The sequence below is a fragment of the Arthrobacter ginsengisoli genome (genome assembly GCF_031456935.1).
Classification (GTDB): Bacteria; Actinomycetota; Actinomycetes; order Actinomycetales; family Micrococcaceae; genus Arthrobacter; species Arthrobacter ginsengisoli.
On sequence record NZ_JAVDVQ010000002.1, the window covers coordinates 277827 to 300176 of the forward strand.

The window sequence follows — 22350 nt, forward strand, 5'->3', positions numbered from 1 at the left end:
CCGTGTGTGCGCCGAGGAGCGCGCCACAGCGCGCCACAGCGCGCCACAGCCCGCCACCGGCGCCGCCGCGGAGCCTGAATGGTAGTTTTGACACCGGGGTGTGCGTGAGGCTGCGCAGACCGGCAAGCCCGCGGAAGCGGAATCACAGATGTAACCAGTTAGGCGGGACCGATGAGCGGACGTCACAGCGGCGGGACAAGCGGGGGGCTGCGCATTGCCGCGCTGCCCAGGACCCTGAAACTGATCGTCAAACTCGCCCCGCGGCAGCTCAGCGACGAGATTGCCCTCGCCAAGGTCGAGATCAAGCGCAAGGGCATGGAAGTCGGCGTTGCCGCCGCCTTTCTCGGCGTCGCGCTCGCCTTCGTGGCCTTCCTGGTCGTCGGCCTCATCGTCGCCGCCATCATGGGCCTCGCGACCATCATGCCCGCCTGGCTCGCGGCCCTGCTGGTCAGCGGAGTCTTCCTGCTGATCGCCCTGATCGGCGGCCTGCTGGGCGTCGGCAAGTTCAAGAAGGCCATGCCGCTGGTTCCGGAAGACACCATCCGCGGCCTCAAGTACGACCTTGGCATCGCCAAGGAGGGCTCCGCCTTCGATCCCGCCGTGCTGGATCCTGACTCCGAGCAGTACAAGGCCGCCAAGGCCGCCAAGGCAGAGGCCGCCGCGAAGGCCAAAGCCGAGAAGGAAGCCAAGAAGGCCGCCGAGCCGGACTTCGGTCCGCCGCCCACCGAAGCTGAACTGCGACGCCGGCTGGACGAGCGCCGCACCCACCTCACCGGTGTCCGCGATGAACTCGACGAGGAGCTGGACGTCAAGACCCAGGCGCAGACCCTGCTGGCTGCAGCCCAGGTCAAGCTGCAAGGCGGCAAGGAACAGTTCAACGACAAGGTGGCAGGTTTCCGGTCCGCGGCCGGACGCACCACGAAACGCCTGGCGTCGGCCGGCACCGCTGCGGACAGCGCCGGTGCAGGCATGGCCGGCCAGCTGGGCGAGCGCTGGAAACCGCTCGTGGCTCTGTCCGCCTCGGCCGCCGCGCTCGTGTTCCTGCTGCGCAAACTCCTCAAGGGCTAGGCAGCCCGCTGAACTGCGGCGCCCGAGCGTTGCCGGCCACGGAAAGGGGGACTGGATGAAGTTTATCGGCGCTGGTTCCCGGCCTGGTCGGGCCCAGATCCACAACGACAGGGTCGTCACTATCCCCAACGTGTTGACCGTGGTGCGGTTCCTCGGTGTCCCCCTGTTCATCTGGCTCGTGCTCGGGCGGCAGGAATACGGCCTGGCCGCCCTCGTCCTGGCCATTATGGGCAGCACCGACTGGGTGGATGGCTACGTCGCCCGCCGGTTCGACCAGATGTCCAATCTCGGGCGGGTTATGGATCCCATCGCGGACCGGCTGTCGCTGATTGCGGTCGCTGTCACGCTGGTGATCGCCGGCGTCCTGGAATGGTGGTATCTGGCGGCGCTGCTCGTGCCGGACGCCATCCTGCTCACACTGTCGCTCCACTACTTCCACGGCCATCCCGATCTGCCGGTCAGCAGGATCGGCAAAATCCGCACTGCACTGCTGCTGGTCGGCACACCGCTGCTTGTACTGTCGAAACTCCAGGTTCCTGGCGCCGAGGCGTACTTCGTGGCCGCCTGGATATTCCTCGGCCTGGGGCTCGTGGGACATTGGATCGCTGGCTACAACTACTTCCGGGCCATCATCCACAAGGGCCGGCAGCTCAAGGACCCCACGGTCGACGTCGACGGCGGTACCCGCTGATGGTGTGGTTCGCCGTACTGCTTGCTGTGCTGGGCGCGTTCTGTCTCGCGTTCGGTGCCCAGCGCCAGGGCAGCGCGGTCAAGGCCGACACCGGGGGACTCGCGCTCAGCAGCCACGGAATGGTCCGCCTGCTCCGGAGCCCCCGCTGGGTGTTCGGTCTGGTGCTGCTGTGTGCGGGCATGGCGTTGAACTCTGTCGCCCTGGTTTTGGCACCCCTGACCGTGGTCCAGCCGATCGGTGCAATCGCGCTCGTCATCACCACGATCGTTAACGCCAAGGACCAGGGGCTGAGCATCAACCGGGCCACGGTGGTTGCCATTTCCGCTTGCGTCACCGGTTCCGCCCTCTTTGTGGTGCTGGCTGTCAACGTGACCCAGGAGAACCACCAGGTCAGCGCCTCCGACGAACTGACCGTTGTGCTGCTGCTGGCCCTGGCTGTCGGATTGTTCGGAACGCTCGCTGTGGTCTTCAGGCAGCGGATGAGCGCCTTTATCTATATCCTGGGCGCGGGCATTCTGTTCGGGTTTGTCGCCGTCCTGACCCGTATCATCGGAAAGCACCTGCTGGATCCGAACGGACTGGGCGTGCTGAATGTGCCGTGGTATTCGGTAGTGGCCATCGCGGCCGCCGGCGGCCTTGGCTCCTGGTTCGTGCAGAACGCCTACTCCGGTGGGCCGCCGGACCTAGTGATTGCCGGGCTAACGGTGATCGACCCGATGGTGGGCATCGCGATCGGCATCACGATCCTTGGCGAACTTCGCCCCGATGTCCACGCCGTGACGGCGATTGCGATGGGGGCGGCCGGATCGCTTGCTATCGTGGGAGTGATCGCCTTGTCCAGACACCATCCCGAAGTCACCAAGCGCAAGAAGGACGCGCGGAAGGCCGCGGGCCGGGTGTCATAGGACAAAACCAGACCTCAGCAGTAGGCCTGGCAGGCCTGCGCCGACGGCCACCACCGTCCCAGCTGCCCGCACCGTGACCACCAGGAGCACTCCACGTGACCATGCCCGACAACCAGCACCCTCTGACCATACTGATTGCCGCGGACACTTACCCGCCCCACGTCAACGGTGCCGCCATGTTCAGCTACCGCCTGGCCAAGGGCATGCGGGAGCGCGGACATGATGTCCACGTCCTGGCCTGCCGCCCGGACAAGGGCAAGAGCTACACCGAATTCGGCGACGAAGGCACCGTCCACCGGATCCGCTCGCACTCAGTTCCCACCCACGAGTACTTCCGGATCACGTTCCCCTGGGAGATCAAGAAGGAAATCAGCCTGCTGTTTGACCGGATCCAGCCCGACGTGGTCCACATCCAGAGCCACTACATGATCGGCGAGCACGTGCTCTATGAGGCCGTCAAACGCGGCATCCGGATCGTGGCGACCAACCACTTCATGCCTGAGAACCTGAACCCCTTCCTGCCCTTCCCACAGTGGTTCAAGGACATCGTGGGACGGATTTCCTGGAAGGACATGGGCAAGGTCATGGGCCAGGCCGACGTCGTCACCACCCCCACGCCGCTGGCGGCCAATGCCATGCACCAGCATGCCTTCCTCCGGAAAGTCCTGCCGCTCTCCAACGGCATCGACTCCGCGGCCTACGAACTCAATCCCGGCGAAGAACTAGAGCGACACCCGAGCCCCACCGTCCTGTTCGTCGGCCGGCTCGCCGAGGAAAAGCACATCGATGTCCTGATCGACGCCATCGCCAAGACGCCCAAACAGCTGGACGTCCATCTGGAGGTTGTCGGCGGCGGCGAAGTACGGCCGGCCCTCGAGGCGCAGGTTGACCGGCTCGGTCTGCAGGACCGGGTCAAGTTCCTGGGGCTGGCCAACGACGCCGATCTCCGCCGGGCCTACCTGGCGGCCGACCTGTTCTGCATGCCTGGCACGGCCGAACTGCAGTCGCTCGTGACGCTTGAAGCGATGTCCGCGTCCACGCCGGTGCTGCTTGCTGACGCCATGGCGCTGCCGCACCTGGTGCGCGACGGCGAAAACGGCTACCTGTTCACGCCCAATGACAGCGACGATCTAGCGGCCAAAATGGTCCGTGTGCTCTCGCTCCCCTCGGACGAGCTGGAAGCGATGGGGAAGGCAAGCCGGGGGATCGTGGAGAGCCACAGCATCGGACGCACGCTGCAGGCCTTTGAGGATCTCTACCGCGGCGCGAGCTACGACGACCTCGTCGTCTGATTCCGGCCACTAGTATTGTTAGAGTGATTTTCGCCCGGAAACCATCCGGCCCCGCGGGCCGCAAACGGTTTCCGGGCCCACGGGGCTATAGCTCAGCTGGTTAGAGCGCGGGACTCATAATCCTAAGGTCCTCGGTTCAAGTCCGAGTAGCCCTACATTCCTGCGGTATCCAGGTCTGGATCCGCATCCACAGGAGCCGGCCGACGTTCGACGTCGGTCCGGCTCCTTTGTGTTGTCCCGCCGAAGCCCTCCACCAGTTGCGGGGTTCCCGCTAATTAAGGTAAGTTACTGGTCAGTAACATTTTGCCGGCTGGACACCCCGCGTCGATCCGGCCGCTGCTGATCACACGTGAAGGAACACCATGTCCAAAGCTGACATCGACATCAACAACCTCCCGTACGCCGACGGCGACTTCTTCGCCTTCGAGCAGCTGCTCAGCGGCAAAGAACAGGACCGGCTGGCCGAGGTCCGCGAATTCCTGGCCCGTGAGGTCAAACCCATCGCAGTCGACTGCTGGAACCGCGGCGAGTTCCCGATGGAGCTGATTCCGAAGCTTGCCGAGATCGACCTGGTCAGCCCGGTCAGGCGGCAGGGCTACTCCAACCTCTTCGCGGGAATCCTGCACGCTGAAGCAACGCGCGCGGACACCTCCATCGCCACCTTCATGGGCGTCCACGACGGGCTCTTTACCGGCTCCATCGAAGCTCTCGCCTCCGAGGAGCAGCAGGAAGCCTGGCTCCCGGACATCTATTCGCTCAAGAAAATCGGCGCCTTCGGACTCACCGAACCCCTGGGCGGTTCCGACGTCGCCGGCGGAACCCGCACGACCGCACGCCGCGAGGGCGGCAGCTGGATCCTCAACGGCGCCAAGCGCTGGATCGGCAACGCCACGTTCTCCGACTGGGTCGTCATCTACGCCCGCGACCTCGCCGACAACCAGGTCAAGGGTTTCCTCGTCGACACCAGCACTGAGGGCTACAGCGCCACCAAGATCGAGAACAAGATCTCGCTACGGACCGTGCAGAACGCGGACATCACGCTCGACAACGTCGTCGTGCCGGAGTTCTTCAAGCTCGCGCACGCCAACAGCTTCCGCGACACGAACAAGGTCCTCAAGGTCACCCGTCTGGCCGTCGCCTGGCAGGCAGTCGGCCAGCAGCTGGCGGCCTTCGACGTCGCCCGCCGCTACGCGGTGGAGCGCAGCCAGTTCGGCCGCCCGATCGCCTCCTTCCAGCTCGTGCAGCACCAGCTCGTGCAGATCCTGGGCAATGCCGTCAGTTCGATGGGCATGATGGTCCGGCTCTCCCAACTGGAGGACCTGGGCCAGGCCAAGGACGAGCAGTCCGCGCTGGCCAAGGCCTTCACCACTGCCCGCATGCGCGAGAGTGTTGCCCTGGGCCGCAGCATCCTCGGCGGCAACGGGATCGTGACCGACTACGAGATGGCCAAGGTCTTCTCGGATGCCGAGGCCATCTACTCCTACGAGGGCACCCACGAGATCAACACCCTCGTCGCCGGCCGGGCGATCACGGGAATCTCCGCGATCGTCTAGGAACGGCCGTCGAAGCGCGAGGCGGCCCCAAGACGCCAGCGCCCGGCGGCCGGCAGAACGGCCCGCGGCCCTTCATCCCGATTTGCCCTCCCCGCCCCTAGCCGGGTGCGGGATCCCGGGGCGGAAGCAGGACGGAGGGCCGCAGGTCCGTCACGAAGCCCAGCGGATTCAGATACACGTCCCCGCGGCGAACACCCCAGTGGACGCAGTGCGCCGGTCCGCAGTGGCCGGGCTGGATCCAGCCGAGGACATCCCCCTCCGCCACGACGGCCCCGGCGCCGAGATCGCTGCGCACCGGCTCGAAGCTGCTCCGCAAGCCATTGCCGTGATCAACGGTGATGACCGCGCGGTCCACCACGACGCCGGCAAAGCTCACCGTGCCGGCCGCCGGCGAGGTGACCGGGACGCCGTCGTGCGCTGCCCGGAGGTCGACACCCCGGTGGCCGCTCAGCCAGGGCCGTGCCGGCGGATCAAAGGCCCGCGCCACGGCGGGCCTGGGATTCAGCGGCCAGCTCCAGGCGCCAGCCTCGGTGCCGGCGCCTGCCGCCGGCCCAGACGCCGGACCGGCCGCAGGCCCAGACGCCGGCCCGGCCGCCGGCCCGGCCGCCGGCCCAGTCGCCGGCCCAGTCGCCGCCCCGGACGCCACGCCGGCCGGGGCTCGACCCGCCTGGCCGGGACCGGCGGACGCCGTGACGGGGGCGAGTGCCAGGAGCAGCGCGCCAACAAGGGTGGAAATCGACGCCAAAGACTTCATGGACCCAGCCTGCCGCCGTCGCCGGATCGTCGGAAGCATCGCCCCGGGCTATGTGGATAGCCGTGGGCAGCGGGGGACGGAGCCCGGGTTCGCGGCCCGGGTGGCCACTCCCGCAAAGCCGTCGGTACGGGCACCCAAAAAGCCCTGGCGGGCCCCTCCGGTGGCTCCCGGAATCCGTGCATTCCGGCACGGGCCCTGTAGTACACTGGGTGGAGCAGTTTGCTGTGCCCTCACGCTTGATCACTGTCTTTGTGCGAGCAAGGTAATTGTCTAAGCCGGCACGCCTCATTCAGGGGTGCGGGGGAGCAGCGGCTGACTACGCGTATCCAGCCCTCCTCATTCGAAGCTTCAACTCTTCAGAGTGGGAGGACTGCGCCTCTTTCGGTCCGGACCTATGGTGCGGTGAAGAAGCGCAGTGGATGCCAGGAGCATCGCCCGCCTGGGTGTTGCTAATCAACCGTCAACTATTGGCAGGGTAAGACAGTCCATGGGCTGTCTCATGAATGACCTGCCGGAAGGAGCGTCGGCATGCCCGTCGTAACTATGCGCCAGCTGCTTGACAGCGGCGTCCACTTTGGACACCAGACCCGCCGTTGGAACCCGAAGATGAAGCGTTTCATCTTCACGGAGCGCAACGGTATCTACATCATTGACCTGCAGCAGTCGCTGTCCTACATCGACCGCGCCTTCGAGTTCGTGAAGGCCACCGTTGCCCACGGCGGCACCGTACTCTTCGTCGGCACCAAGAAGCAGGCGCAGGAATCCATCGCCGAGCAGGCCACCCGCGTCGGCCAGCCGTACGTCAACCAGCGTTGGCTCGGCGGTATGCTGACCAACTTCCAGACGGTCTCCAAGCGCATCCAGCGCATGAAGGAACTCGAAGAGATCGACTTCGACGACGTCGCCGGTTCGGCTTACACCAAGAAGGAACTGCTGCTCCTTCGCCGCGAACTCACCAAGCTGGAAACCAACCTCGGTGGTATCCGCAACCTGACCAAGGCGCCGTCCGCGCTGTGGATCGTTGACACCAAGAAGGAACACCTTGCTGTCGACGAAGCCAAGAAGCTGAACATCCCGGTTGTGGCCATCCTGGACACCAACTGCGATCCGGACGAAGTCGACTTCCCGATCCCGGGTAACGACGACGCCATCCGCTCCGTCAACCTGCTGACCCGCGTTGTCGCTGACGCCGTTGCTGAGGGCCTCATTGCCCGCAACCAGCGCGCCACCGGCACCACGGAAGCTCCGGAAGAGCCGCTCGCCGAGTGGGAGCGCGAGCTCCTCGAAGGCAGCAAGGCTGAAGCTGCTGCAGCTCCCGCCGCTGAGGCTGCTCCGGCGGCTGTTGAACCACCCGCCGCTGCAGAGGAAGCTCCGGCAGCTGCCGAGGCTGCCCCGGCTGCCGACGACGCCGCCGGCGAAGCAAAGTAGTCAGACCGTAGGTCTGCTTTTCTCAGCTGACAAATAAATCCGGATCTCCCCGCACGCTCAACGCAGTGCAGGGGAACTGACAGGATGGCCGCTCACGCCGGTGAGCTGGCCGTCCTGTCGGTCCGTACACCACATAAATTTTCTAGACAGAGGGGTTCACATGGCGAACTACACTGCCGCTGATATCAAGGCTCTGCGCGAGCGCACGGGCGCCGGCATGATGGATGTCAAGAAGGCTCTTGACGAAGCCAACGGTGACGCCGAGAAGGCCATCGAAATCATCCGCATCAAGGGTCTCAAGGGCGCCACCAAGCGCGAAGGCCGCTCCACCGCAGAAGGCCTGGTTGCTGCCAAGGTCGACGGCGGCGTTGGCGTGATGATTGAAGTCAACTGCGAGACGGACTTCGTCGCAAAGGCTGACAAGTTCATCCAGCTCGCCGACAAGGTCCTGGCCGTTGCAGTCGAGTCCGGCGCTGCCGATCTCGAGACCCTGCTGGCCACCGAGGTCGACGGCAAGCCGCTGTCCGAGGTCGTCGTCGAAGAGGGCGCCGTACTGGGCGAGAAAGTTGTTGTCCGCCGCATCTCCCGCATCGAGGGTGCAACGGTCGACGCTTACCTGCACAAGACCTCCAAGGATCTCCCGGCCCAGGTCGGTGTGCTCTTCGCTGTTGACGGCGAAGGCGAAGCGGCTGCCACCGCAGCCCACGACGTCGCCGTCCACATCGCTGCGATGTCGCCGAACTACCTCTCCCGTGAGGACGTTCCGGCCGAGCTCGTCGAGTCCGAGCGCCGCATCGCGGAGGAAACCGCCAAGGCTGAAAACAAGCCCGAAGCAGCAATGACCAAGATTGTGGAAGGCCGTGTCACGGGCTTCTACAAGGGTGAGGTTCTCCTCGACCAGGCATTCGCCAAGGATGCCAAGAAGTCGGTCGCGCAGGTCCTCAAAGAGGCCGGCGTCACGGGTACCGCATTCACGCGTTTCCGCGTCGGTTCCTAGTCAGGCACCAGTCAGACAGTAGTCAGGCACGCTAAGGGGGTGGTCACTGCGGTGGCCGCCCCTTTTGCATGCACGCGGGCCGGCGCCGGGGTATGTTCCCGGGGCTGACCCGGGGCCGGGCGGAATGACGCCTTTGGTCCCAGGCACGATAACCTAGCTCAGAGTTCACCAACGGGAAGGCACCATGGAAACCGTCACCACTTCAGCCCAGCCAAAGAAGAGCCGGCGCCGAGTTCTGCTGAAGCTCTCAGGCGAGGTCTTCGGCGGCGGGAAACTGGGCGTTGACCCTGATACCGTCCGCGGCGTGGCCAAGCAGATCGCCGCAGCAGTCCCCGACGTCGAGGTTGCGATCGTCGTCGGCGGCGGAAACTTCTTCCGCGGCGCCGAGCTGTCGCAGAGCGGCATGGACCGTTCCCGCGCCGACTACATGGGCATGCTCGGAACCGTCATGAACTGCCTGGCCCTCCAGGACTTCCTGGAACAGGCCGGCGTCGAAACCCGCGTCCAGAGTGCCATCACCATGGGCCAGGTCGCAGAGGCGTACATTCCGCGCCGCGCCATCCGGCACATGGAAAAGGGCCGCGTCGTCATCTTCGGCGCCGGAGCCGGATTGCCGTACTTTTCCACGGACACGGTGGCCGCCCAGCGCGCCATGGAGGTCCACGCCGACGTCGTCCTGATGGCCAAGAGCGGGGTCGACGGCGTCTACACAGCCGACCCGAAGCTGGATCCCAACGCGGAGAAGCTGCACCACCTCAGCTACGACGAGGCCCTCCGCCGCGACATCCGGGTGATGGACCAGACCGCCATGACCATGTGCAAGGACAACAACCTCACCATGGTGGTGTTCGGCATGGAAGGCGAAGGCAACGTCACCCGGGCCATCCGGGGCGAGGACCTGGGCACCGTCGTCACCCCTTAGCAGCGGCTAGGATGTTTTCAGGACAGTTCCGCACCCCGAAGCCGGGACCCGGCGGAACGCAACCATGACCGTGCCCGCCAGCGCGTGCACCAATTTCTGAGGAGAGACCGTGATCGAAGAAACCTTGCTCGAAGCCGGGGACAAGATGGACAAGGCGGTTGAAGTAGCCAAGGAAGACTTCGCCTCGATCCGTACCGGCCGCGCCAACCCGGGCCTCTACAACAAAGTCCTGGTGGACTACTACGGTTCGCCGACGCCGCTGCAGCAGCTGGCCTCGTTTGCCATCCCGGACGCGCGCACCATCCTCATCACGCCGTTCGACAAGACCGCGCTGCGCGACATCGAACGTGCCCTCAGCGACTCCGAGGTGGGGGCCAACCCTTCCAACGACGGCAACGTCATCCGGATCACCATCCCGGACCTCACGCAGGAGCGCCGCAAGGAATACGTCAAGATCGTCAAGACCAAGGGCGAGGATGCCAAGATCTCCATCCGCAACATCCGCCGCAAGGCCAAGGAAGCCCTGGACAAGCTGGTCAAGGACGGCGAAGCAGGCGAGGACGAGGGCAGCCGTGGCGAAAAGGAACTGGACGCCATGACCAAGGCCCACGTCGACGGGATCGACGAGCTGCTCAAGCGCAAGGAAGCCGAGCTGCTCGAGGTCTGATGACGCACGAACAGGGGGACCCCGGAGCAGACATCCGGGTGCGGGGGAGGCAGCGGAGGAATCCGACGCCCAAGGCCGGCAGGAATCTCCCCGCCGCCATTGCGGTGGGTCTGGGCATGCTCATTATCGTCTTGGGCGGACTGCTGCTCCTCCCGCTGGGGTTCGTGCTCATAGTCACCACTTTTGCGGTATTCGGCGTCTGGGAGGTCTTCCGCGCCCTGGAAACGTCCGGCACCAGACTGCCGATCATTCCGGTGATGACCGGCACCGTCGCCATGCCGATCGCGGCCTACTTCGGCGGTCTCGAAAGCCTCCTGTTCGCCATCATGCTCAGCAGTGTGGCGGTGCTGATCTGGCGGTCCCTGGAGGGCGCGGCCGGATCCGCACGCAGCATTTTCGCCGGTGTCTTCACGCTGTCCTGGATCCCGTTCCTGATCAGCTTCGCGGTGCTGCCGCTGCACACCGTGGTGGGCCAGACCCCGATAGGGCCCTGGCCAGACGGCGTGGTCCCCCCGGGAGCGTGGCAGATTGCCACGCTCCTGCTGCTGGTGGTCGCCAACGACACTTTCGGGTACCTCGTCGGCGCCTCGCTCGGCAAGCACCCGATGGCGCCGAAGATCAGCCCCAAGAAGAGCTGGGAAGGCTTCGCCGGTTCCATTGCCGGGGCCACGGCGGTCGGAGTGCTCGCCGCCATCTTCGTGCTGGACAAGCCCTGGTGGGTCGGCGTGGCGCTGGCCGTGGGCATGGTCGCAGCAGCCACCGCCGGAGACCTCTCCGAATCCATGGTGAAACGCGAACTCGGAATCAAGGACATGAGCAGCATCCTCCCCGGCCACGGCGGGGTCATGGACCGGCTGGACTCGATCGTCTTCGCCTCCCCGGTGGCGTTTATTCTCTACTCGATCGTCGCCGGCGCCTGAGGCAGCGCCGGACCCACCCTCCGGCCCCTAGAATGGGGCCGGACAAACCAGCCGAACGGCATCGAAGGAAACAACAGTTACAGTGGACATTCAACGGCAGATTCCTGCTTCTTTTGACCGCGTGCAGCGGACCCAGTACGGCTATAACGCCAAGCAAGTCGACGAGTTCATGCAGCGTGCACGAGTGTCGTTCGAATCTCCGCAGTCCGCCGCGCGGGCGGTCAAGAGCGCTGACGTCAGGGCAGTGTCCTTCGACCCGATCAAGGGCGGCTACGCCGCCGCCGGTGTGGACGCGGCGCTGGACCGCCTGGAGGATGCCCTCGCCCGGCGGGAACGCGACGAACTTGTAGCTGAACGCGGTGAGGACGTTTGGCTCCGCGAAATCGGCCGGCTCGCCGGCATGCTGCGCGGGCGGCTGCACCGCCCCGACGGCCAGCGCTTCCGGCGCCCGGCCAAAGCCAAGGCGCGCAGCTACAACACCACGGACGTGGATGACCTGTGCCACGACCTGATCGGCTACCTCGAGGAGGACAAGCCGTTGAGCGTGGACAACGTCCGCCGCGCTGTCTTCCGTCCCGCCGTCGGCAAGGACGGCTACGAGGAAAGCCAGGTGGATGCCTTCCTGGACCGCGTCGTCGAACTTATGGCTGCCATCGACTGAGCGGCGCGTCAGCGTTCGGTGACCAGCGGCCGTTCCGGTGTGTGCAGCCGCGTCATGACCCGGCTGACGGTGTGCGGCACCCGGGTCCTGGTGGCCCGGGAAACCAGGACCATCACGGTAAACGCCGCCGGCACCGTCCATGCGGCGGGCTGCGCCAGCCACGACGGCGGACCGCCGGCACCCAGCACGGCTCCGGCCACCATCGCCCCGCCGCACAGCACCGCCCCCGTCGCCATGCCGGCGATCGCCCCGGTGTCGGTCAGCCCGCGCCACCAGATGCCCAGCAGCAGCACCGGGCAGATCGTCGATGCAGTAAACGCAAACACCATGCCCACGCTGCCCGCCAGCGCGAGCGAACCCGTCATGGACGCGATCCCCAGCGGAACCACCGCGGAGATCACGGCCGCCCACCGGAAGCCGCGCACACTGCCGCCGAAGAGGTCCTGGCTGATTACCCCGGCGAGCGAGACCACCAGCCCGGAGGTCGTGGACAGGAAGGCGGCGAAGGCCCCGGCCACCACCAGGGCGGACAGCAGGTCACCGGCGATCCCGCCAATCAGCTGTCCGGGAAGCAGCAGCACCAGCGCATCGGCCTGCCCGCTTTGCGCCAGCTCGGGAGCGAACATCCGGCCGATCAGCCCGTAGGCCGTCGGGAACAGGTAAAAGACGGAGAGCAGGCCCAGCACAATCAGGGTGGTCCGGCGGGCCGACTGCCCGTCCGGGTTCGTGTAGAACCGCACCAGCACGTGCGGCAGCCCCAGGGTGCCGAACAGCAGGGCCACCAGCAGCGAGATGTTCTGGTACAGCCCGGCCGGCGCCGCGGCCGTCGGATTCACTGACGCCTCCGCCACGGAAGGAGTCCCTGATCCCACGAGCGTGAACGCGATGAACAGGATCGGCAGGGCCAGTGCCGTCAGCTTCAGCCAGTACTGGAAGGCCTGGACGAACGTAATGGACCGCATGCCGCCGGCCACCACGGTGACGCAGACGACGGCGACCACCGCCACCTGCCCCACCCACGCCGGCAGCCCGGTGGTGATCCTGATGGTTAGCGCCGCGCCGTGGAGTTGCGGGACGATGTAGAGCCAGCCGACCATCACGACGACGACGCTCGTGACACTGCGGACCGTCCGGGAGTCGAGCCGCGCTTCGGTGAAGTCGGGAATTGTGTAGGCACCGGAGCGGCGGAGGGGCGCTGCAACGAAGAGCAGCAGCATCAGGTAGCCGGCGGTGTACCCCACTGGGAACCACAGGGCGTCCGTGCCGGAAAGCAGGATGAGCCCGGCGACGCCGAGGAAGCTGGCGGCGGAAAGGTACTCGCCGCCGATCGCCGACGCGTTCCACCACGGCCTGACGGTCCGCGAGGCCACGTAGAAATCCCCGGTCGTGCGCGAGATCCGGAGCCCGTAGAAACCGATGACGGCGGTAGCCACCGAGACGGCGGCGAAGGCGGCGACGCCGACGACCGGGTTCACCGGCGCCTCACTTGTCCCCGGCGAGGTCCCGGTACCGGGCCTCGTTCCGGGTCGCCGTCCGGACATAGAGCCAGGCGCTGAGCCCGACCACCGGATAGATCCCGGCGCCCAGCATCACCCAGTCGAATGGCAGACCCGCAATCGTGGACTCCGCGAGGCCGGGGACAAGCCCCAGCATGAGCGGGAACGCAGCCAGGATCAGCAGGAACCCCGCGGCAACGACAATACCCAGCCGCAGCTGCGTGCGGATCAGCGAGCGGATAAACACCTGCCCGGCGTCGGATTCCTCCGCGGCTTCGCGCAAATCGGCGGCGGACCGGGCGGCGGGAAGCCCGGTAATGCCCGGCGTGATGCTGCGCGGGGCGGTGACACGGACCCGCGTCATGCCTGTGGCCGGATCCGGGTCGCCTCAAGCTTCTCCCGCACCGAGGGCAGGTGCCGCCGGCTGATGGGCAGTTCCGCACCGGTCACGGTGACGCTTGGCCGGGCCGCGGCAAGTTTCATGTGGCTGACGTGGTCCAGCGCGATCAGGTAGGAGCGGTGGATCCGGATGAACCCGGCTTCGGCCCACTGCTGTTCCAGATCGGCCAGCGGAACGCGGATCAGGTAGCTCGCATCGGCGGTGTGCAGCCTGGCGTAGTCGCCCTGCGCCTGGACATAGGTGACGTCTTCGCGGCGGATCATCTTCGTGGTCCCGCCCAGGTCCACAGTGATCATTTCCGGGCGCGGGGCGCCGTCCTTGAGCAGCTCGCTGATCCGGCCAATGGACCGGGCCAGGCGCTCGGCGCGGACAGGTTTCAGCAGGTAGTCCACGGCGGCCAGTTCAAAGGCTTCCAGTGCGCACTCCTCATCGGCGGTGACGAAAACGACGGCGGGCGGCCTGGAGCTGCGCGCGATCACACGGGCGATGTCCAGGCCGGAGAGCGCGGGCATGTGGATGTCGAGGAAGACGGCGTCGACGTCCTCGGCCTCGAGGGCGCGCAGCGCTTCGGCCCCCGAGGAGGCCCGGTGGATGGTGCCGATCCGGTCATCCCGGCCGAGCAGGAAGGCCAGTTCCTCGACGGCGGGCAGCTCGTCGTCGGCGACGAGGACGTTAATCATGGATCAAGACTAACGCCGGAGGCCTTGGTCCCCATCAGGCGTCATGGCGTGGCTGCGACTTGGGGACACGCATTGTGATCAGGGTGCCTTCCCCGGGAGCCGTCTCGATCACCAGCCCGTGCTCATCGCCGTAGACCTGCCGCAGCCGGGCATCGACGTTGCGCAGCCCGACGTGCTCGCCGTCGCTGTGTCCGGCGAGAACGGCCCGCAGCTGTTCCGGATCCATCCCCACGCCGTCGTCCTCGATGGTCACTTCGGCGAAGGCGCCGGAATCGTTGGCCGTGATGGAGATGTGGCCGGGGCCCTCCTTGGCTTCGAGGCCGTGCCGGACGGCGTTTTCCACCAGCGGCTGCAGGCTCAGGAACGGGATCACGGTACTGAGCACCTCGGGGGCAATCCGGAGGCTCACCTGCACGCGGTCGCCGAAGCGGGCCCGTTCCAGCAGCAGGTACCGGTCGATGCAGCGCAGCTCCTCGGCCAGGGTGGTGAAGTCGCCGTGGCGGCGGAAGGAGTAGCGGGTGAAGTCGGCGAACTCCACCACGAGCTCCCGGGCCCGGACCGGGTCGGTGTTGATGAAGGAGGCGATCGCGTTCAGGGAGTTGTAGATGAAGTGCGGGCTGATCTGGGCCCGGAGCGCACGCACCTCGGCCTCCATCAGGAGCGTCCGGGACGCGTCAAGCTCGGCGAGTTCCACCTGCGTCGCCACCCAGTCGGCCACCTCGCTGGTGGCACGGACCAGCCCGGCGCCGGCCGCCGGGGCGAAGGCGGCCACGACGCCCACCACACGCGCCCCGGCCCTGATCGGGGCGATCACCGCGGCGCGTTCCACGTCCGCGCGGGTCGCCACGGCGCCGTTGCCCTGGGCGAGTTCCTGCACTTCGCCGGCCGGGATCACTGCGGTGTGGCCGCCGTCGAGCACGCCGGCAGCGAGCTGCATCAGCAGCGGTTTCAGCTCCTCCCCGGCACCGTCCCAGGCGAGCACGCCGGTGGAGTCGGTGATCGCCAGGGCGTCGCAGCCCAGCAGGCTGCGCAGCTGCCGGCTGGCTTTGGCGGCACCGGCCGGATTGAGGCCCGTCCGCAGATGCTGTCCGGCGCGCGACGCAGTGTGCAGGGTTTTGTACGTGGCCCGTTCAGCGTCGGTGCCAAGCTCGCGGAAGGAGCGGAGCACCTTGAGTCCGACGGCGACGACGACGGCGATTGCCGCCGCGATCACGGCGATGGCGGCGGCGATGAACAGGGGAGAGTCGGGCATGGGCCCAGCGTATCGCGGCGCTTGCGGGGGCAACGGCCCACGGGTGCGTCCGCCGCGCCACAGGCACCGTTGAGCGCAGCATCGCGACCGTTGAGCGCTGCAGGCCCCGGCGGTTGTGGCATGTAGGCCGCATCACAGGAGACAGTGACTGTAGTCACATTGGCCCGCGGGCTGTTGGGAGCAGGCCAGGGCAGCCGGTGTGGACTCAAAAGTCTCAATGAGGAGGAACAATGGGTCACGAAGCCCAAGAAACGGACGCCACGGCGGCCGTGGACTTCAAGGAAGTCCAGTCGACGGAGCGGTTCCAGCAACTGCGCACACGTCACCGCAGCTTTGTCTTTCCGATGACCATTGCATTCCTGCTCTGGTATTTCGCTTATGTCCTGCTGGCCGATTACGCGGTGGAGTTCATGTCCACCAAGGTATGGGGCAACATCAATGTCGGCCTGATCATGGGCCTGCTTCAGTTCGTGACCACGTTCGCCATCACCGGCTGGTACGTCAGCTACTCGAACCGGAAGCTTGACCCGATCGCGGCGGAAATCCGTCACGAAATCGAAGGCCACGAATTCGACAAGCATGGCAACCAAATCAGCGGGGTAGAGAAATGACGTTTATGGTTCCCGCAGTCAACGTGGCGGATCTCAAGGAAACCACCCTGCTGAACATGGGCATCTTCGCGCTGTTCGTTGCAGTCACCATGGTTATCGTGATCAGGGCCAGCCGCAACAACAAAACGGCCGCCGATTACTACGCTGCCGGACGGTCCTTCACCGGCCCGCAGAACGGCACCGCCATCGCCGGCGACTACCTCTCGGCGGCCTCGTTCCTCGGGATCACCGGCGCCATCGCCATCAACGGGTACGACGGCTTTATGTACTCCATCGGCTTCCTGGTCGCCTGGCTCGTCGCCCTGTTGCTGGTCGCCGAACTGCTTCGCAACACCGGCAAGTTCACCATGGCCGATGTGCTCTCCTTCCGGCTCAAGCAGCGTCCCGTGCGCATCGCGGCAGCCATCTCCACCCTCGCGGTCTGCTTCTTCTACCTCCTGGCGCAGATGGCCGGAGCCGGCAGCCTGATCTCGCTGCTCCTCGGCATCAGCGACTGGGGCGGACAGGCCCTGGTGATCATCGTCGTCGGCGCCCTGATGATCATGTACGTACTGATCGGCGGCATGAAGGGCACCACCTGGGTCCAGATCATCAAGGCCATGCTGCTGATTGCCGGCGCCGCGGTGATGACCTTCTGGGTCCTCGCCATCTACGGTTTCAACCTTTCGGACCTGCTGGGCGGCGCGGTGGAAACCTCAGGCAACCCGAACATACTGAACCCGGGCCTGCAGTACGGCAAGACCGAAACCTCCAAGCTCGACTTCATGTCCCTGGGCCTGGCCCTCGTGCTCGGCACCGCGGCCCTGCCGCACGTGCTGATGCGCTTCTACACGGTTCCGACCGCCAAGGAAGCCCGTAAGTCCGTCGTCTGGTCGATCGGGCTGATCGGACTGTTCTACGTGTTCACCCTGGTTCTGGGTTACGGTGCCGCGGCGCTGGTGGGTGCTGAGACCATCAAGGCCGCCCCGGGCGGCGTCAACTCGGCCGCACCGCTGCTGGCGTTCCACCTCGGCGGGCCGTTGCTTCTGGGCTTCATCTCGGCGGTGGCCTTCGCGACCATCCTGGCCGTCGTCGCCGGTCTTACCATCACCGCGGCGGCGTCGTTTGCCCACGACATCTACGCCAGCGTCATCGCCAAGGGCAAGGCCGACCCGGACACCGAAGTGAAGGTGGCCCGCAAGACAGTGATCGTGATCGGCATCCTGGCCATCGCCGGCGGCATCCTGGCCAATGGGCAGAACGTGGCGTTCCTCGTGGCGCTCGCCTTCGCGGTCGCGGCTTCGGCCAACCTGCCGACCATCGTGTACTCGCTGTACTGGCGCAAGTTCACCACCCAGGGCGCCCTCTGGAGCATGTACGGCGGGCTGGGCTCGGCGATCATCCTGATCGCGCTGTCCCCGGTGGTCTCGGGTGCCAAGACGTCCATGATTCCGGGCGCCAACTTCGCGATCTTCCCGCTCAGCAACCCGGGCATCGTCTCCATCCCGCTCGCGTTCCTGCTGGGCTGGCTCGGTTCGACTCTGGACAAGAAGCTGGAAGACACCACCAAGCAGGCCGAAATGGAAGTCCGTTCCCTGACGGGTGTGGGCGCCGAAAAGGCCACCGACCACTAGCACCAGCCGCCGGTGATCCACGCCGGCTGACACATTCGGCAGGAGCTCCCGTGCAAGCGCACGGGGGCTCCTGCCGTCTGCGTGAGCATTCGGTGGAGGTCAGCCTTCGGTGGAGCCGCGTTCCAGCAGCGGCTGGACCCGGAACGGGATCAGCTCGCCCATGGCCAGCGCGGTGTCGGTACGGTCCACGCCGTCGCAGGCCAGGATCTTGCCGTTGATCCGGAACAGATCCTCGGCGTCGAGCGCCACGACCCGGAGCAGCAGGTCCGCCGAGCCGGTCAGCCCGTAGCCTTCCAGGATCTCCGGGATGCCGGCCAGTTCCACCGCCAGCGTGCCGAGCTTCTGCTGCTGGACATGCACCGAGATAAAGGCCATCAGTGGGTAGCCCAGCGAGGCCGGATTGATGCGGCGCTCAAAGGACAGGAATACGTGTTTCTTCTCCAACTGGGCCATCCGGGCCTGCACGGTATTCCGCGACAAACCCAGCTTCTGGGCCAGTGCCACCACCGTCCGGCGGGGGTCCCGGGCCATGGCCGAAAGCAGGCGGGTGTCGGTGCCATCCAAGGGTTGCATAATGCGCAAGATTAGCACGGTGCCGGGGTTTGAAACAGGGCAGAATGCTCAATTTTTTCGCAGGTGGTTGTACCCAATGGGCATTGTGAGTAGGGTCACAATTATCCGGGGCAACGGCGCCCGGGCGGCTGGCGCGCACCGGGATCACGAGTCCTGCGAGTTCCGGTCAGACGACGTCAGAAGGTGCGGAAACTGTGTTTACCGACGACGCGGGCAAGGGCGGCATTGCCGCCGGCGGCCCCGGGAACAGTGCAGAATCAAACAGGCGGTCGGGCGGGGATCTCGTCCAACTCATCACCCCCAAGGGTGAACGCGTAAGCCATCCCGAGTTCGACCCCTGGGTCCAGGACGTCAACGACGAGCAGCTTGGCGCACTCTACGAAGACATGGTGGTCATCCGCCGGATCGACGCCGAGGCCACTGCCCTGCAGCGCCAGGGTGAACTTGCCCTCTGGCCACCGCTGCTGGGCCAGGAGGCCGCCCAGATCGGTTCGGCGCGGGCCCTCCGTGACGACGATTTCGTCTTCCCCAGCTACCGCGACAACGGTGTGGCCTACTGCCGCGGCGTCCAGCCGGAGTCCATCGTCAAAGCCTGGCGCGGCAACGCCCTGGCTGGCTGGGACCCCTTCACGGTCAACGTCGCGACCCAGCAGATCATCATCGGGTCCCAGACGCTGCACGCCACCGGTTACGCGATGGGAATCCAGAACGACGGCGCCGATTCGGTCGCCGTGGCCTACTTCGGCGACGGCGCCACGAGTGAGGGCGACGTCAGTGAAGCCCTCGTATTCGCCGCCAGCTTCCAGGCCCCGGTGGTCTTCTTCTGCCAGAACAACCACTGGGCAATTTCCGAGCCCGTCCGGCTGCAGTCCCACATCCAGATCGCGGACCGCGCGGCAGGCTTCGGCATCCCCAGCATGCGGGTGGACGGCAACGATGTCCTGGCCGTGATGGCAGCGACCCGCATCGCCACCAACCGGGCACGCCACGGCGGCGGCCCGACCTTCATCGAGGCCGTCACCTACCGCATGGGTCCGCACACCACGGCCGATGATCCCACCCGCTACCGCGACGCGAACGAACTCGAGGACTGGGCCGCCAAGGACCCGATCGCGAGGCTGAAGTCCCTGCTCGAACGCAAGGGACTGCTCACGGAGGAACTCGAAACCGCCGTCGCCGCCAAAGCGGACGCAGTCGCCAAGGCGCTGCGGGCCGGCACCATCAACATGCCCGAGCCGCAGCCGCTCGACGTCTTCAAGCACGTCTACAGCACGCCTCATGCCCCGCTGGACCGCCAGCAGGACCACTATTCCCGTTACCTGGCCTCCTTCGGCGATCCCGCGGAAGCCGCTTCTGAAGAAGGTGCACGCTGATGACACAGATGACCTTTGCCCGAGCCATCAATTCGGGTCTGCGCAAGTCCTTGGAGAATGATCCCAAAGTGATCCTGATGGGGGAGGACATCGGCGCCCTCGGCGGCGTCTTCCGCGTCACCGACGGCCTGCAGAAGGACTTTGGCAAGCACCGCGTCGTGGACACGCCGCTGGCGGAGTCCGGCATTATCGGGACGGCCGTCGGGCTCGCCTACCGGGGTTACCGCCCCGTCGTGGAGATCCAGTTTGACGGGTTCATCTACCCGGCGTTCGACCAGATCGTCAGCCAGGTCGCCAAGATGCACTACCGCACCCAGGGTGCCGTCAAGATGCCCATCACCATCCGCGTGCCCTTCGGCGGCGGCATCGGCTCCCCGGAACACCACTCCGAATCACCCGAGGCCTACTTCACCCATACGTCGGGACTGCGCGTCGTCAGCGTCTCCAACCCGCAGGACGCCCACACGATGATCCAGCAGGCCATCGCCTCGGATGATCCAGTGCTCTACTTCGAACCCAAGCGCCGCTACCACGACAAGGGCGAGGTGGACGAGTCCCTGGACCTCAGCACCGCACTGTCGCTGGAGAAGGCCCGCGTCGTCACCGAAGGCAAGGACGTGACGCTGCTGGCGTACGGCCCGCTCGTCAAAACGGCCAGGGACGCCGCACTCGCCGCCGCCGACGAGGGCATTTCGATCGAGGTCATCGACCTGCGCTCGCTCGCCCCGCTGGACTTCGCGACTGTGGAGGCCTCGGTCCGGAAGACCGGCCGGCTCGTGATCACGCACGAAGCCTCCCAGACCGGCGGCCTCGGCGCCGAAATTGCCGCCAGCATCACCGAACGCTGCTTCTACCATCTCGAGGCAGCCCCGGTGAGGGTCACCGGCTTCGACGTCCCCTACCCGTACTCCAAGCTGGAAATGCACCACCTCCCGGGTCTGGACCGGATCCTGGACGGCGTCGACCGCGCCCTGGGCCGCCCGAACTCCCTGAGCGGGCTGGAAGGATGACCGCCACCATGATCAAGGAATTCAGGCTGCCGGACCTTGGTGAAGGTCTCACTGAATCGGAAATCGTCGCGTGGAAGGTTGCGGTGGGGGATACCGTCGCGCTCAACCAGATCATCGCCGAGGTGGAAACGGCCAAGGCCGTCGTCGAGCTTCCCTCGCCGTTCGCCGGTGTGGTCGCGGCCCTGCACGAACAGCCCGGCACAGTGGTCGAGGTCGGCAAACCGATCGTTTCCTTCGAGGTGGCGGGCGACGACGGCGGTTCCGGCTCCGGTGCCGGTGTGGACGGGGCCGTGCCAGCCAAGCGCGAACCGAACCTCGTCGGTTACGGCGCCGTCCTCGAGGATTCCGGCCGCCCGGCCCGCCGCGCCCGCAGCTTTGCTGCCCCGGCGGTTCCGGTGGCCGGGACGGCCGCGACGGAGCCCGTGGCTGCTCCGCCGGCAGAGCGTTCCGCAGACGCCCCGGTGATTCCCGTGCCGGGGCGCGTCACAACCGCGCCCGTGCCCGATTCCGCGGAACGCCCGCGGTCCACGCCGCCGGTCCGCAAGCTGGCCAAGGACCTCGGCGTCGACCTCGCTCTGATCACCGGCACCGGGGAGTTCGGGCTCATCACCCGGGACGACGTCCGCAGCTTCGTCGGCGGGGGAGACCTGCCGGCCGCACCCCGGGACCTTGCCGGTGTGTCCGCGCAAGCCTCCGCCCCCGCGCCGGGTGAGCGCGAGACTCGGACGCCGATCAAGGGCGTACGCAAGTTCACCGCCGCGGCCATGGTCGCCAGTGCGTTCACCGCGCCGCACGTCACGGAGTTCCTGACCGTCGACGTCACCCCGACCATGGAGCTGCTGGCGAAGCTGAAGGTCAGCCGCGCATTTGCCGGCTACAAGCTCACGCCGCTGACCCTTGTTTCCAAGGCCGTGCTCATCGCGCTGAAGAACCACCCCACGCTCAACACCCGCTGGGATGAAGCCAAGCAGGAGATCGTCCAGTACAACTACGTGAACCTGGGCATCGCGGCCGCCACACCGCGCGGACTGACCGTGCCGAACATCAAGGACGCCGACCGGATGTCCCTGATGCAGCTCTCCACGGCGCTCACCGACCTGACGGACACGGCGCGCGCGGGCAGGACAAGCCCGGCAGAGCTCTCCGGGGGCACCATCTCCATCACGAACATCGGCGTCTTCGGCATCGATGCGGGGACGCCCATCCTCAACCGAGGCGAGGCCGCCATCCTGGCCCTGGGCGCGGTGCGGAAGATGCCCTGGGAGTACCAGGATGAGGTGGCGCTGCGCCAGGTCATGACGCTTAGCCTGTCCTTCGACCACCGCCTGGTCGACGGCGAGCAGGGCTCTCGCTTCCTGCAGGACCTCGGCGCCGTCCTGTCCGATCCGGGTATGGCCCTCGCGATGGTCTAGGGAACCCTGGGCTGCCGGCTGCGTCGTCCCAACAGCAGGCGCGGCCGGCAGCTTTGTCGATGCGGGGGCGAG

22 protein-coding genes and 1 tRNA gene are annotated in these 22350 nt (G+C 66.4%); 17 read left to right on the plus strand and 6 right to left on the minus strand.

The window, feature by feature from the left end:
* Positions 1-171: 171 nt before the first annotated feature.
* The 6 genes from J2X01_RS03340 (at position 172) to J2X01_RS03365 (ending at position 5509) form a co-directional block, all read left to right on the plus strand.
* Complete coding sequence (locus J2X01_RS03340; protein WP_310050546.1) at positions 172-1068, plus strand: phage holin family protein; 897 nt, start codon at positions 172-174, stop codon at positions 1066-1068.
* 55 nt (positions 1069-1123) lie between these two features.
* Positions 1124-1759 (plus strand): CDP-alcohol phosphatidyltransferase family protein, encoded by a 636-nt coding sequence (locus tag J2X01_RS03345; protein ID WP_310050549.1) that lies wholly within the window; start codon positions 1124-1126, stop codon positions 1757-1759.
* Entirely contained in the window at positions 1759-2664 is a 906-nt protein-coding gene (locus J2X01_RS03350) for a DMT family transporter (RefSeq protein ID WP_310050551.1), read from the plus strand. Before J2X01_RS03345 ends, J2X01_RS03350 begins: the two co-directional genes overlap by 1 nt.
* 95 nt (positions 2665-2759) lie before the next feature.
* On the plus strand, positions 2760-3956 hold the full coding sequence (locus J2X01_RS03355; RefSeq protein WP_310050553.1) for a glycosyltransferase: 1197 nt from the start codon (positions 2760-2762) through the stop codon (positions 3954-3956).
* A gap of 81 nt (positions 3957-4037) precedes the next feature.
* Positions 4038-4111 (plus strand) — tRNA-Ile (locus tag J2X01_RS03360).
* A gap of 207 nt (positions 4112-4318) precedes the next feature.
* Positions 4319-5509: an acyl-CoA dehydrogenase family protein gene (locus tag J2X01_RS03365; protein WP_310050554.1), complete on the plus strand. Its 1191-nt coding sequence runs from the start codon at positions 4319-4321 to the stop codon at positions 5507-5509.
* Between the two features lie 97 nt (positions 5510-5606).
* Here J2X01_RS03365 and J2X01_RS03370 read toward each other — a convergent pair whose 3' ends face one another.
* Positions 5607-6263, minus strand: a complete 657-nt coding sequence (locus J2X01_RS03370) for a M23 family metallopeptidase (protein ID WP_310050556.1) — start codon at positions 6261-6263, stop codon at positions 5607-5609.
* Positions 6264-6791: 528 nt separating this feature from the next.
* Here J2X01_RS03370 and rpsB point away from each other — a divergent pair.
* The 6 genes from rpsB (at position 6792) to J2X01_RS03400 (ending at position 11858) form a co-directional block, all read left to right on the plus strand.
* Entirely contained in the window at positions 6792-7691 is a 900-nt protein-coding gene (gene rpsB, locus J2X01_RS03375; protein WP_310050558.1) for a 30S ribosomal protein S2, read from the plus strand.
* A 160-nt stretch (positions 7692-7851) separates the two neighbouring features.
* Positions 7852-8688: a translation elongation factor Ts gene (gene tsf, locus J2X01_RS03380; protein WP_310050560.1), complete on the plus strand. Its 837-nt coding sequence runs from the start codon at positions 7852-7854 to the stop codon at positions 8686-8688.
* A gap of 184 nt (positions 8689-8872) precedes the next feature.
* Positions 8873-9610: a UMP kinase gene (gene pyrH, locus J2X01_RS03385; RefSeq protein WP_310050562.1), complete on the plus strand. Its 738-nt coding sequence runs from the start codon at positions 8873-8875 to the stop codon at positions 9608-9610.
* Between the two features lie 109 nt (positions 9611-9719).
* Positions 9720-10277 (plus strand): ribosome recycling factor, encoded by a 558-nt coding sequence (gene frr, locus J2X01_RS03390; RefSeq protein WP_310050565.1) that lies wholly within the window; start codon positions 9720-9722, stop codon positions 10275-10277.
* The gene (locus J2X01_RS03395; RefSeq protein WP_310050566.1) at positions 10277-11197 is read left to right on the plus strand and encodes a phosphatidate cytidylyltransferase; all 921 of its coding nucleotides are present in this window, start codon (positions 10277-10279) and stop codon (positions 11195-11197) included. Before frr ends, J2X01_RS03395 begins: the two co-directional genes overlap by 1 nt.
* An 82-nt stretch (positions 11198-11279) precedes the next feature.
* Positions 11280-11858, plus strand: a complete 579-nt coding sequence (locus J2X01_RS03400) for a DivIVA domain-containing protein (RefSeq protein WP_310050568.1) — start codon at positions 11280-11282, stop codon at positions 11856-11858.
* A gap of 8 nt (positions 11859-11866) precedes the next feature.
* On the opposite strand, the gene J2X01_RS03405 is transcribed toward J2X01_RS03400, so the two are convergent.
* The 4 genes from J2X01_RS03405 to J2X01_RS03420 are packed head-to-tail and all read right to left on the minus strand — an operon-like array spanning position 11867 to position 15686.
* Positions 11867-13333 carry a sodium/solute symporter gene (locus J2X01_RS03405; protein ID WP_310050569.1) on the minus strand — a complete coding sequence of 489 codons (1467 nt, stop codon included), beginning with the start codon at positions 13331-13333 and terminating at the stop codon, positions 11867-11869.
* A gap of 7 nt (positions 13334-13340) precedes the next feature.
* Positions 13341-13718: a DUF485 domain-containing protein gene (locus tag J2X01_RS03410; protein ID WP_310050570.1), complete on the minus strand. Its 378-nt coding sequence runs from the start codon at positions 13716-13718 to the stop codon at positions 13341-13343.
* Positions 13715-14434, minus strand: coding sequence for a LytR/AlgR family response regulator transcription factor (locus tag J2X01_RS03415; RefSeq protein ID WP_310050572.1), 720 nt, complete (start codon positions 14432-14434; stop codon positions 13715-13717). Before J2X01_RS03415 ends, J2X01_RS03410 begins: the two co-directional genes overlap by 4 nt.
* A gap of 34 nt (positions 14435-14468) precedes the next feature.
* Positions 14469-15686: a sensor histidine kinase gene (locus tag J2X01_RS03420; RefSeq protein WP_310050574.1), complete on the minus strand. Its 1218-nt coding sequence runs from the start codon at positions 15684-15686 to the stop codon at positions 14469-14471.
* A gap of 230 nt (positions 15687-15916) precedes the next feature.
* Here J2X01_RS03420 and J2X01_RS03425 point away from each other — a divergent pair, with 230 nt between their 5' ends.
* Positions 15917-16297 carry a DUF485 domain-containing protein gene (locus J2X01_RS03425; protein ID WP_310050575.1) on the plus strand — a complete coding sequence of 127 codons (381 nt, stop codon included), beginning with the start codon at positions 15917-15919 and terminating at the stop codon, positions 16295-16297.
* On the plus strand, positions 16294-17910 hold the full coding sequence (locus J2X01_RS03430; RefSeq protein WP_310050576.1) for a monocarboxylic acid transporter: 1617 nt from the start codon (positions 16294-16296) through the stop codon (positions 17908-17910). Before J2X01_RS03425 ends, J2X01_RS03430 begins: the two co-directional genes overlap by 4 nt.
* A gap of 99 nt (positions 17911-18009) precedes the next feature.
* Here the strand turns inward: J2X01_RS03430 and J2X01_RS03435 are convergent, their stop codons facing one another.
* Positions 18010-18483: an Lrp/AsnC family transcriptional regulator gene (locus J2X01_RS03435; protein ID WP_310050577.1), complete on the minus strand. Its 474-nt coding sequence runs from the start codon at positions 18481-18483 to the stop codon at positions 18010-18012.
* 194 nt (positions 18484-18677) lie between these two features.
* Here J2X01_RS03435 and pdhA point away from each other — a divergent pair, with 194 nt between their 5' ends.
* Genes pdhA through J2X01_RS03450 form a run of 3 tightly spaced genes read left to right on the plus strand, consistent with a single transcriptional unit; the run spans position 18678 to position 22278 of the window.
* Positions 18678-19856 (plus strand): pyruvate dehydrogenase (acetyl-transferring) E1 component subunit alpha, encoded by a 1179-nt coding sequence (gene pdhA / locus J2X01_RS03440; protein WP_310050578.1) that lies wholly within the window; start codon positions 18678-18680, stop codon positions 19854-19856.
* Positions 19856-20866, plus strand: a complete 1011-nt coding sequence (locus tag J2X01_RS03445; RefSeq protein WP_310050580.1) for an alpha-ketoacid dehydrogenase subunit beta — start codon at positions 19856-19858, stop codon at positions 20864-20866. Before pdhA ends, J2X01_RS03445 begins: the two co-directional genes overlap by 1 nt.
* Entirely contained in the window at positions 20863-22278 is a 1416-nt protein-coding gene (locus J2X01_RS03450) for a dihydrolipoamide acetyltransferase family protein (protein ID WP_310050582.1), read from the plus strand. Before J2X01_RS03445 ends, J2X01_RS03450 begins: the two co-directional genes overlap by 4 nt.
* The last annotated feature ends 72 nt before the right edge of the window (positions 22279-22350 follow it).